Source organism: Aerococcus sanguinicola, from assembly GCF_008726925.1.
Classification (GTDB): Bacteria; Bacillota; Bacilli; order Lactobacillales; family Aerococcaceae; genus Aerococcus.
The window spans coordinates 92,795-104,560 of record NZ_VYWO01000003.1 but is presented as its reverse complement, the minus strand read 5'-3'; the positions used below and the strand labels follow the sequence as shown (position 1 = coordinate 104,560).

General features: G+C 53.5%; 8 protein-coding genes. All 8 read right to left on the bottom strand.

Annotated elements, in window-relative coordinates:
* Positions 1-500 precede the first annotated feature (500 nt).
* The 8 genes from ffh to plsX all read right to left on the bottom strand — a co-directional run bounded on the left by ffh (position 501) and on the right by plsX (position 11,744).
* Positions 501-1,940, bottom strand: coding sequence for a signal recognition particle protein (ffh, locus tag F6I03_RS05760; RefSeq protein WP_070430028.1), 1,440 nt, complete (start codon positions 1,938-1,940; stop codon positions 501-503).
* A gap of 16 nt (positions 1,941-1,956) precedes the next feature.
* On the bottom strand, positions 1,957-2,307 hold the full coding sequence (locus F6I03_RS05755) for a putative DNA-binding protein (protein ID WP_070430029.1): 351 nt from the start codon (positions 2,305-2,307) through the stop codon (positions 1,957-1,959).
* Between the two features lie 763 nt (positions 2,308-3,070).
* A complete protein-coding gene (ftsY, locus tag F6I03_RS05750; RefSeq protein ID WP_070430030.1) occupies positions 3,071-4,102 on the bottom strand; it encodes a signal recognition particle-docking protein FtsY in 1,032 nt (343 codons plus the stop codon).
* Between the two features lie 48 nt (positions 4,103-4,150).
* Complete coding sequence (locus F6I03_RS05745) at positions 4,151-4,981, bottom strand: Cof-type HAD-IIB family hydrolase (RefSeq protein ID WP_070430031.1); 831 nt, start codon at positions 4,979-4,981, stop codon at positions 4,151-4,153.
* The gene (smc, locus tag F6I03_RS05740) at positions 4,959-8,561 is read right to left on the bottom strand and encodes a chromosome segregation protein SMC (protein ID WP_070430032.1); all 3,603 of its coding nucleotides are present in this window, start codon (positions 8,559-8,561) and stop codon (positions 4,959-4,961) included. The genes F6I03_RS05745 and smc overlap by 23 nt, the downstream gene beginning before the upstream one ends.
* Before the next feature lie 13 nt (positions 8,562-8,574).
* Positions 8,575-9,279: a ribonuclease III gene (rnc, locus tag F6I03_RS05735; protein WP_070430033.1), complete on the bottom strand. Its 705-nt coding sequence runs from the start codon at positions 9,277-9,279 to the stop codon at positions 8,575-8,577.
* Positions 9,280-10,456: 1,177 nt separating this feature from the next.
* The gene (gene acpP / locus F6I03_RS05730; protein WP_070430003.1) at positions 10,457-10,708 is read right to left on the bottom strand and encodes an acyl carrier protein; all 252 of its coding nucleotides are present in this window, start codon (positions 10,706-10,708) and stop codon (positions 10,457-10,459) included.
* A gap of 1 nt (position 10,709) precedes the next feature.
* Entirely contained in the window at positions 10,710-11,744 is a 1,035-nt protein-coding gene (plsX, locus tag F6I03_RS05725; RefSeq protein WP_070430004.1) for a phosphate acyltransferase PlsX, read from the bottom strand.
* Between the last annotated feature and the right edge of the window lie 22 nt (positions 11,745-11,766).

Below are 11,766 nucleotides of genomic sequence, written 5' to 3'. Positions count from 1 at the left end.
ACGCTGCCATCTGCCCTTGATTAAAAAATATCTTTTATCTTCCTCTACCCTGTCCATTGCTTAAAGCGTTTATATTTAGCAATTTATATGGGAAGGTCAGTGACTTACGGATTTTGATTTCAAGCTTTTAATCACAACTGCTATTAAGGCATTTATTGCAATCCATTCAGTGAGCAGGAGTGGAGCTTGAAAGTGATCGTTAGCCATGAAAGAGAAAGCGATGTGAATTAGGGCTAGTAGGCACTAGCCGTACTAGCCCAAACCTGCTCCAGAAGTCAGCTCTGACTCCACTTCACAAAGGTTGGCCGAACCTTTGACAAGGTTCTTCCACCCTTTGCTCCAGTGGTTCAGAGCTTAACGACTTCTGTCACACTCTAACTTTGAAGCTCGCTAGGTGAGAGACCTTGGCTCTCACCGGTTCCATGGCTCTTTAACGATCACTTTCAAGACGGAACGTATGCTCACCAGCATCGCTTCCAAAAAAATTCTTTAACCATTCCTTAACGCCGTTTCTTCTTGCCCAGCTTCTTATTGAGCTTGCGCATCATGCGACGGCTGGCGACTTCTTGCATCTTATTGCGCTTGCCACCGCCTGCTTGGCCGAGGCCGCCCATAAGATTCTCCAAGCCACCCAGGTTACCATTGGAGATCTTACTCATCATGTCCCGGGACTGGTTGAATTGCTTGATTAGGCGGTTGACCTCAGCTACCGTCGTTGCAGATCCCTTGGCAATCCGCTTGCGCCGGCTCTGAGAAATTTCATCGGGATTCTCCCGCTCAAAGTTAGTCATGGATTGGATGATGGCCTTGGTCCGGGTCATTTCTTTTGGATCAATCTTGAGCTGGTCCAAGCCGGCCATTTGGTTGAGGCCTGGGATCATTTTGATAATGTCTTCCAGGGGCCCCATCTTGTTCATCTGTTCCATCTGCTTCATGAAGTCGTTGAAGTCGAAGGTGTTCTCCCGCATTTTAGCGGCCATGGCTTCGGCTTCCGCCTCATCGAATTCCTTCTGGGCACGTTCAATCAGGGTCAGCATGTCCCCCATACCCAGGATACGGTTGGCCATCCGGTCAGGGTAGAAGATCTCAATATCTTCCAGCTTCTCCCCGGTCCCGGCGAACTTGATGGGCTTGCCGGTGATGCTGGCGATAGAGAGGGCTGCCCCGCCGCGGGAGTCCCCGTCCAGCTTGGTCAGCATGACCCCGGTGATGGCTAGTTCATCATCGAAGGCCTTGGCCACATTAGCGGCTTCCTGCCCCGTCATAGCGTCCACGGTCAAGAGGATTTCATTTGGCTCAACCGCTGCCTTGATATTTTGGAGTTCGGCCATTAATTTCTCGTCAATTTGCAGACGGCCGGCGGTATCGATGAAGACGGTATCGTAGCCCTTCTCCTGGGCATACTGAATCCCCTTCTCAGCGATTTCGACCGGGTCAACCTGGTTACCCAGTTCAAAGACAGGTAGGTCCAGCTGCTGGCCGATGGTTTGGAGCTGGTTGATGGCAGCTGGCCGGTAGATATCGGCAGCCACGAGGAGGGGCTTGCGGCCCTTTTCCTTGCGCAGGTAGTTGGCCAACTTCCCAGCTGTCGTGGTCTTCCCTGCCCCTTGGAGGCCGACCATCATGAGGACGGTTGGTTGACCAGCAGGCGCATACTGGATACCTACCTGGTCACCCCCTAAGAGTTCAGTCAATTCCTCATTCACAATCTTCACAACCTGTTGGGCAGGTGACAAGGAGGCCAGAACTTCGCTGTCCAGAGCCCGTTCATTGACCCGCTTGACAAAGGTCTTCACGACCTTGAAGTTAACGTCCGCTTCCAAAAGCGCTAGGCGGACTTCCCGCATCATTTCCTTTAGGTCTGCTTCCGTAATCTTGCCCTTCTTGCCGACGCCTTGGATAGCCCCCTGCAAGCGGTCAGATAAATTTTCAAATGCCATATTTACACCTCACACTTTAGTCATCAATTTCATCGTTTAATAAGATAAGCTGGTCCAGCAAGTCCTGGAGTTCCTGGTCTTCTGGATACTGGCTCGCAATATAAGCCTGGATCTTCTGGCCGAGGACTTTGCGCTGGCGGTAGGCCTTGACATTATGGAGGACAGATTCATAGTGTTTGAGAATCTTCTCCGTCCGCCGAATATTGTCATAGACCGCCTGGCGACTGACTTGGTAAGCCTCCGCAATCTCTCCCAGCGAATAATCATCCCGGTAGTAGAGGGCCATGTAAGCCTGCTGCTTGGCCGTCAATAAGTCGCCATAAAAATCATAGAGGCGGTTCATTTCATTCGTCTTTTCTAATTCCATCCTGCCTTCGCCCCTTAACTAATCTGGGAAGCCAGAAGCTTCCTCCTCACAATACTTAAGGATAACGAAGCGCCAAGGGAAAGTCAATTCAAATCTTCCCTTAAATGCTCGCGATTACCCCCCTAGTTAGCTAAAAACCAGCAAGAGCTAAATAGCCCCTAGAATTAGACAAAGCCATCAATAGTAAACACTGTTAGTGAGCATCCGTTCCGCTTTTGAACTTGGTCGTTAAAAAGCCATGGCACCGGTTCGGGCCATGGCTCTATAACGATCACTTTCAAGACGGAACGCATGCTTACTAGCACCAATTAATTACTCTTTTATAGGCTGATATTGTCGTTACAATGCATATCATGAGCAGAAGTGGAGCGTTGAAGTTGGGCCTTAGCCATGAAAAAGCAAACGATGTGAATTAGGGATAGTAGGCGCTAGCCGTACTAGCCCAAACCTGCTCCAGAAGTCAGCTCTGACACCACTTCACAAAGGTTGGCTGAACCTTTGACAAGGTTCTTCCACCCTTTGCTCCAGTGGTTCAGAGCTTAACGACTTCTGTCACACTCTAACTTTGAAGCTCGTTAGGCGAGAGACCTTGGCTCGAGCCGGTGCTGCTTTAGCCGTAGGAGCACAGCGACGTACGGATAAAGTACGAGACGGCACTAGCCGTCCTCGACCCCTAATCATTCAAGGCCTAAATTCAAAAGCGAAACGCATGCTCATCAGCACCATTCCAAAATGAAAGCCATCTTGCTTTTCGTTTCTCAGCCTATTGCACTTCCACGACATCCCGGACCATCTGGTAGATAAATTGTTCGGGATCAAATTTCTGCAGGTCGTCTAATTGCTCCCCTAGGCCGATAAACTTGACTGGAATGTCCAGCTCATAGCGGATAGCGAAGATGACGCCCCCCTTGCCAGTCCCGTCCATCTTGGTCAGGATGATGCCGGTAATATTCACCACTTTGGCGAATTCTTTGGCCTGTTGGAGGGCATTTTGACCGGTTGTGGCGTCGAGCACGAGCAGGGTTTCGTGGGGGCCATCAGGGATTTCCCGCTGGATCACCCGGTTCATCTTGTCCAATTCCGCCATCAGATTGGCCTTGTTCTGGAGCCGGCCGGCCGTATCGACTAAGAGGTAGTCGAAGCCCTCTGCCTTGGCCCGCTTGACCCCGTCGAATACAACGGAGGCGGGGTCTCCCTGGTCGCGGCCTAAAACAATGGGCACGTCCACGCGCTGGGCCCATTCTTCTAATTGTTCCACGGCGCCGGCCCGGAAGGTATCCCCGGCAACGAGGAGGACCTTCTTGCCCTGGGCCTTCAATTGATAGGCGATCTTACCGATAGTGGTCGTCTTCCCTACCCCGTTGACGCCGACAAAGAGCATAACAGTAGGGTCGTCGGTCTGGCTGACATTGAGGGCCACGTCACTGTCTTCACCCTTGTCATAGATTTCGATCATCTTTTCGACAACGGTATTCTTGACTTCTTCGCCGGACCGGGCATTCTTCAATTGAATTTCTTCGCGGACAGCATCCGACAGGGCAATGGTCATGTCGAAGCCCACATCACTGGAGATCAGGGTCTCTTCCAGGTCATCGAAGAAGTCTTCGTCCACCTCGCGGAAGCCCGCAAAGAGTTCATTAATGCGTTCAGAGAAGGTCTTACGTGTTTTTTCGACACCCTTGTCATATTTCTCAAAGACAATCTGCTCTTCCTTCTCTTCGGCTGTATCTGGCTTGTCTGTTACAATGGGGTCTTCCCCCGTGAAGGCTTTTTTAATGCGATCAAATAATCCCATGCTTGGGCCACCTTTCTTTTTTCCTGCGACAGCTGGTCGCTTCTGGTCTTATTGTATCAAGTCTTCGTCTTTTTTTAAAATAAATTCTCTAAGGGCATAGGCCACCCCATCATCATTATTGGACTTGCTGACGTAATCGGCCGCTTCCAGGATGTCGGGCTGGCTATTGGCCATGGCGATACTGGTCCCGGCATAGGCGAACATGGCGGCATCATTGCGCTCGTCACCTAGGGCATAGACCTGGTCTTGGCGGTAACCCAAACGCTCAGCGAGGATCCCTAAGGCCTTGCCCTTGTCAATGCCCTGGGCCATAAATTCCAGCTCTTCCGGTACGGAATGGATGAGGGAATAGTCCTGGTAGAAGGCCTGGGGCAGCTGAGGAATCTGGGCGTCCAAGTGGTCCGGCACTGTGGCAACCACCAGTTTGGGGAAGGTCAGGTCGCTGGCTAAGTCTGCCAGACGGACTTGCTCAGTCGGCAGGAAGTCGCGCTGGTCCCCGTACTGACCGGGATAGCCGGCCGGATAGGGCAGCTGGTAGACCCGGTCCCGACCCACAGCTTCTAGAGGGAGGGCCAAGTCATAGAGGACAGGATAGATCCGATCCAGGTCAGCCCGTGTCAGACTTTCTTCGAAGAGGACCTCCTGTCCCTGGTTGGCTAGGACTAAGGCCCCGTTATAGGTCACGCTGTAGTGGTCGGCTGAATCCAAGCCGATTTCTTCCAGGATGGCTTCAATGGCTGCCAGGGGTCGGCCGGTACAAATCACCACGTCAACCCCTGCTGCGAGCGCCTCTTGGATGGCCTGGCGGTTGCCTGGGCTCACCGCTTTCTCATCATTCAATAAGGTACCGTCTAGATCAATGGCGACGAGTGCTTTCATTAGATGACTCCTTTCCTTCGTCAATCTTGTCTGGGTCAAAGTCTGCCAGGCTGACCGAAGCCAGCTTGGAGATTCCTGATTGCTGCATGGTCACCCCATAGAGGACATTGGCAGCTTCCATGGTGCCCTTGCGGTGGGTGATCACAATGAATTGGTTTTCTTTAGAAAAATTCTGCAAATACTGGCCATAGCGGCGGACATTGGCATCGTCCAAGGCAGCCTCCACCTCATCTAAGATGGTGAAGGGGATGGTCTTGACATGGAGGATGGCAAAGAGCAGGGCGATGGCGGTCAGGGCCCGCTCCCCACCGGATAGGAGGCTGAGGAGCTGGAGGTGCTTGCCAGGGGGTTGGGCCATGATTTCCACCCCTGTGTGCAAGAGGTCATTGGGCTCGGTCAAAACCAGGGTCGCCTTGCCCCCGCCGAAAAGCTTGGGAAAGACGGTCTCAAAGGCATCACGGATGGCTTCAAAACTCGCCTTGAAGCGGGCACTTACCTCCTGGTCGATCCCTTGAATGGTCTGGTAGAGATTGGTCTTGGCCTGGTCCGCATCCTCCCACTGCTTGGTCATAAAGTCGTGGCGTTCCTTGACCTCATCATAGTCCTGGATGGCCGCTAGGTTAACGGGCCCCAGGTCTTCAATGGCCTGCTTGAGCTGGCGGACCTTAGTGGAGGCCGCCTCCATGGACATGTCCAGCTGGCTGATCTCCCGGGCCCGCTCATAGGTCAGGCCGTATTCCTCCCGCAGGTGGTCCAAGTGGTTGTCGATGGAGACCTCATAGCGGGAGACCGTGGCGCCGAGCTTGGCTTGCTGGCCCAGGGCTTCCTGGAGCTGGTCGTTGAGGGCTTTTTGCTTTTGACTCAGAGCTTGGCTTTCTTTCTGCAGGTCTTTGCGGGCTTGCCGGGCGGCTTTGAGGGCCTGGTCCACTTCCTTGAGCTTGGCCTTGGCCTCTTGGTAGTCGGCCTGGTAGCGTTCTGCCTGGCCGCTTTGTTCCTGGAGTTCTTGGTCGAGCTCGGCCAGGGCTTGGCGGGTTTGGGCCTGGTCTGCTTCCTTCTGTTTGAGGCTAGCCTGGGCCGCCTGGTAGTCCTTCTCCGCCTGCTTCTTCTGTTCCGCAAGCACCGCGAACTGGCTCTCGAACTGGCGGAGTTCGGCTTGGAAGTCCTGGAGGCGTTGGGCCCGGTCGGATTCCGATAAGTTCATCCGTTCAATACTGGCCTTAAGTTCTTGGACGACCTGGCTTTGGTCCTTGGACTTCAGCTCTAAATCCGCTGCCCGCTGGTCCAAGTCCTGGACTTGGTCGCTGGCGCTGGCCTGGTCTAGGCTTAATAGTTCCAGGTCTTGGGCAAGGGCTTCCAGGTCCCGGTCCATTTGGTCCAGAGATTGCTTGAGCTCTTGCTCCTTCAAGCGGCTATCACTGCCTGCTTCTTTGACCCTTTCCATCTGTTCTAGGATGGCCTGGCCCTTAGCTTGGACGCTTTCGCGGGCGGCCTGGCTCTGCGACTGGGCTTGGCTCAGTTCTTGGACTTCTGCTGTCAGGCGGTCGATCTCCTGCTTGCGCGAGAGTAAGCCGTTCTTATCCTGCTTCTGCTGGCCCCCGGTCATTGACCCACCGGCATGGATGATATCCCCTACCAGCGTCACAATCCGCTGGCGCTGGCCGAGTTGGGCAGCCATCTGCCGGGCATGGTCCAAGTGGTCAGCGACCAGGGTCGTCCCCATCAGGTTCATCATAACATCCCGATAGGTCGCTTCATAGCTGACCAGGTCAGCCAGGACCCCCACATAGCCCGGACAGGCCTGGGCTTGCTTGAGGACCTGGGCATTGAGCTGGCGGGGCCGGATAACGGCTAGGGGGAGGAAGGTTGCCCGGCCACCGCGTCTTTTCTTCAGGGCTTGGATGACCTGGCTGGCCACCTTGGCATCTGAGGTGACGATATTTTGCAGGCCCCCGCCGAGTGCCGTTTCGACGGCTGCGGTGTAGGTCGGATCAACCTGGATCAGGTCGGCTACCGCCCCGTGGATGCCAGGAATTTGTTCCTTCATCCCCAGGGCATTCTTAACCCCGTAGAAGAAACCAGCATGGCTCTCTTCCAAATCCTCCAGGCTGGTCAGCCGGGCCTGGACCTGGATCATCCGCTCATGAGCCTGGCGGTAGGCTTGGTCAGCGGCCTCCAGGTCCGCTTGGTAGGCCTTGGCCTGGTCGGCGAGGTCCTGGTAGTCGCTGAGTAAGTCTTGGGTCTGGCCTTGCCGGTCCTGGTAGGCTTGGGCCTTTGCCTCCCGCTGCTTGGACAAGTCATCGTATTGGGCCTGCTTTTGGGTCTGCTTAGTCTGGTAGCGGGTCAATTGGTCCTTGAGCCGGTCGCCTTCCTTAGTGACTTCCTTGTGTTCATTGGCGTAGCGGGCCTGGCCTTGGAGGGCATCGATATAGGCATTGCGCTTCTCCTCCAAGACCTCCTCTTGGCCCGACGTCAGTTCAGTCAGGGCCTGGTTGAGGCGTTTGTGCTCAGCTTCTTGGTTGGCATAATCCTGGCGCACCCGGTCCAGGTGCATGCTCAGGTCTTGGACTTCCTGCTTGGCCGCCTGGATGCCCTGGTCGAGCTCAGCTAAGAAGCTCTGCTGGCTGGTCTGGTCGCGCTGGTGGAAGTCTTGCTTCTCTTGGTAGAGGCGGATCTTCCCTTGGAGTTTCTCCGCCTTTTGGACGGTATCCACATAGTCTGCTTGCAGCTGGTTGACCTGGTCTTCCTTAGCTTCTTCCTGGGCCTGGACCTGGTCGGCTTGGGTTTGGTCCGCTGCCAAGTCGGCCTTGAGCTGGTTCACCTGGTCCTTGCAGGCTTCCAGGTCGCGCTGGGCCACCTGCCACTGCTCAGACAGGGTCTCCACCTGGACCGAGGTCAGAGCAATCTCAATCTCAGAGAGTTCCTGCTTGGTCCGCTTATAGGTCAAGGCCACATTGCGCTGGTCTTCCAGGGGACCCAGGCGGCCAGCCACTTCAGCCAGGATATCTTCGATCCGGTTGAGATTGTCTTCGGCCCGGGCCAATTTGCGCTCGGCTTCGACCTTGCGACTCTTGTATTTCATCACGCCGGCTGCCTCTTCGAAGATCCCCCGCCGCTCTTCCGCCTTCTGGGTGAAAATCGCCTCCACCCGGCCTTGGGAGATAATGGAGAAGGAATCCCGGCCTACCCCTGTATCGAGCATTAATTCCGTGATGTCCTTGAGCCGGCACTGGCGGCGGTTGATCATGTAAGTGGCTTCTCCAGACCGGGTATAGCGCCGGCTGATGGACACCTCGTCCTGGTCAATATCGAGGACCCGGTCTTCATTGTTGAAGGTCAGGGTCACTTCGGCATACTGGGCCTTGCGCTTGGCCTCTGAGCCCGCAAAGATCACGTCATCCATCCGCTTGCCGCGAAGGGACTTAGCTGACTGCTCGCCCAAAACCCACTTGATAGCTTCGGTAATATTGGACTTACCCGAACCGTTGGGGCCGACAATGGCCGTAAAGCCCCGGTCCAATTCAATCCGTGTCTTATCGGCAAAGGATTTAAAGCTGGTTAATTCAATTAACTTTAAATACACTGAAAGCCCCCTTCTAGTGCTTGTCTTGGGCTAGGCGGTCTAAGGCTTCTTGGGCTGCCGCTTGTTGGGCGGCCTTCTTAGACTGGCCCTGGCCTTCTCCGATGACTTGCCCGTCGAGGGAGACCGCCATGCGGAAGACCCGGTTGTGGGCTGGTCCGCTGGCTTCGATCAAGTCATAGGAAAGCTGAATTTCGCCGTTCTTTTGGAGTTCTTCCTGGAGAGCGGTCTTAGGGTCCACTTGGCGGTCAAAACGTCCGGCTTCAATCTTAGGGTAGATGTTATCAGCCAGGATCACTTCCACTGCTTCGAGTCCCAGGTCCTTGTAGACGGCTCCACAGGCGGCTTCGTAGAGATCGCAGAGGAGGCCGGGACGTTTACGGCCCCCGTTGGCTTCTTCCCCCTTGCCCAGGCGGATCAAGTGGTCAAAGCCGACTTCCACGCAGCGCTTGGACAGGCTCTCTTCACAGACAATCCGGGCCCGGAAGCGGGAGAGGTCCCCTTCCTTGAGTTCAGGATAGTGGGCATAGAGGTAGTTGGACACCAAGAGCTCAATCACCGCATCCCCTAAAAACTCGATTCGTTCGTTGTCCGTCAAATCTTCGCGCTTCTTCTCATTCACATAGCTGGAATGGGTGAAGGCTGTCTCATAATAAGCCAGGTTTTGGATTTTTAAACCAAACTGGCTAGCAAATAAATCCTTAATCGCATCAAAATTCATAGCAATCGCTCGCTTTCTATTTTTGTAATGGGTGAATTTTTATGATAATAGCTGTGCTAATGAGCATCCGTTGCGCTGTTGAATTTGGTCCTTATAAAGCCACGGCACCGGCTCGAGCCTTAGTCTCTCGCCTAGCAAGACTCAAACGGCTAGTACGGCTAAGGAATTAGCCTACTAGCCGTAATTCGCTTTGCTTGCTTAGACGTGGCTAAGGACCAACTTCAACGCTCCACTCCTGCTCATAAAATAAATTGTTAAATTCATAAAATCCTATCAGCAATTTCAAAATCTAATAAAATAAAGAATTTATGAATTCAACTAATAAATATGCCTTTGCTTTTAAAAAAGCTAAATTGGTCGTATTTCATTTAATTAATAAACCAAATATATTATAAGACAGAAGCTAGTCGAACTGATGTTGTTTTGGTCATTATCGCTTTTCTTATATTCAAAAATTGCTGCTTCTAAGACAAAACCAGCGTTTGCTAGTCTGATTTATATTTTTATTCTAGCACTAATATTTATGTATTTTTGCCATTTACTTGTGAGCAGGAGCGGAACTTGAAAGTGATCGTTAGCCATGAACAAGCAAGGAAAAGGGTGTGAGGGCTGGCGCTTAGCTTTCCTTCACTGGAGCAAGTCACCAGAGCAGTCTCACAGACTGCGGCGGAGACTTGTGAAGTGACAGGAAAGCTGCCAGACCGAACCCGACTAGATGTGAATTAGGGATCGTCGGCGTAAGCCGTTACGAGCCCAAATCTGCTCCAGAAGTCAGCTCTGACTCCACTTCACAAAGCTTAGCCGAATCTTTAACAAGGTTCTTCCACCCTTTGCTCCAGTGGTTCAGAGCTTAACGACTTCTGTCACACTCTAACTTTGAAGCTCGTTAGGCGAGGAGGATGTAGCAACGCTGCTGGCGCAGCCTTGAACTTCATCTCTAAGTTGCTTCGCTCCAAGAGCTGAAGCTGCCCGAACCGGTGCTGTTTTAGCCGTAGGAGCAAAGCGACGTACGGATAAAGTACGAGACGGCACCAGCCGTGCTCGACCCTCTAAATATTTAACGATCACTTTCAAGATGGAGCGGATGCTCACTAGCACAGTTAAATTTCTTACAAATAAAATAGACTAAGCGATGGAATATCCAGCTGGGCTCGGACATTCCATCGCTATCTATCGGTCAGTGTTTGGCCTCCTTGGCGGGGACGTTTTCGCGGATATAGTCCAGGACATCGCCAACTGTCTCAATGGCCTCCACCTCCCTATCAGGAATCTGGATACTGAAGATATCCTCCAGCTCCATAATCAGTTCCACCACATCCAGGGAATCCGCGCCGAGGTCGTCAGCAAAGGACAGGTCCCGACTGACCCGCTCTGCTTCCACCCCGTAGCGGTCAATAATCATCTGAAAGACTTTCAATTCGACTTCCATCTTAATCGTCCTCTTTCTTCGCTTGGTCGGCTTGGGCCAGGGCTTCAAAATCTTGGGCGAGTTGGTCATAGAGCTGGCTTTGGACCATCTGCCGGGCCTGTAGGATGGCGTAGTAGAAGGCATCGTCCTTGGCTGAGCCGTGGCATTTGAGAACAGGCTGCTTGACGCCAAAGACGACCCCAGCTCCGATATTGTCTGAGTTCAGCCCTGCAAAAGTCTGCTTGAGGTCTTCTTTCACCAGGAGACCAGCCAGCTTGCTCTTCCAGGAGGTTGTCTTCAAGGTGTCGGATAAGAGGGTCACAAAGGCTTTACTGGCCCCTTCCAGGCTCTTGAGGACCATGTTGGCCGCAAAACCATCCGCAACAACCACATCGCAGGCATCGTTGAGGACTTCGCTGGGTTCCACATTCCCAATGAAATGAATGTTCTCTTCCTGGCTGAGGAGCTCATAGGCAGCCTGGGTCAATTGGTTGCCCTTGCCGGCTTCCTTGCCATTGTTCAAGAGGCCAATCCGGGGCTGGTCAATCCCTTTGACCGCCCGCATATAGGCTGACCCCATGAGCGCATACTGGTGGAGGTGGGCCGGCTTGTTGTCCACATTGGCTCCCCCATCGATCAGGACCCAGGACTTGTTGAAGTCCGTGAAGCAGGGCATGTTGACCAGGAAGGCGGGCCGGCTAATGCCCTTCATCCGCCCCACTTGCATCAAGGCACCAGCCATTAGGGCACCGGAATTCCCCGCCGAAATAAAGGCATCGGCCTGGTCCTTACGCACGGCCTTTAAGCCAAGGACTAAGGACGATTGCTTCTTCTGACGGAGGGCCTTGACGGGTTCTTCCGCCGTCCCGATGACTTCCTCGGTCGCAAGGACTTGGATATTGGTCGGCAGATTCTCAGGCAGGTAGGGGGCCAGGTCGTCTGGCCGGCCGTAAACTCGGAGCTCTAAGTCCGGGTATTCCTGGGCTGCCTTGAGAGCTCCTCTGAGGGGTACTTCTGGGGCGTGGTCGCCGCCCATGGCATCAATTGCAATTCTCATTTTTGTCTCCTTTTATCCTTCG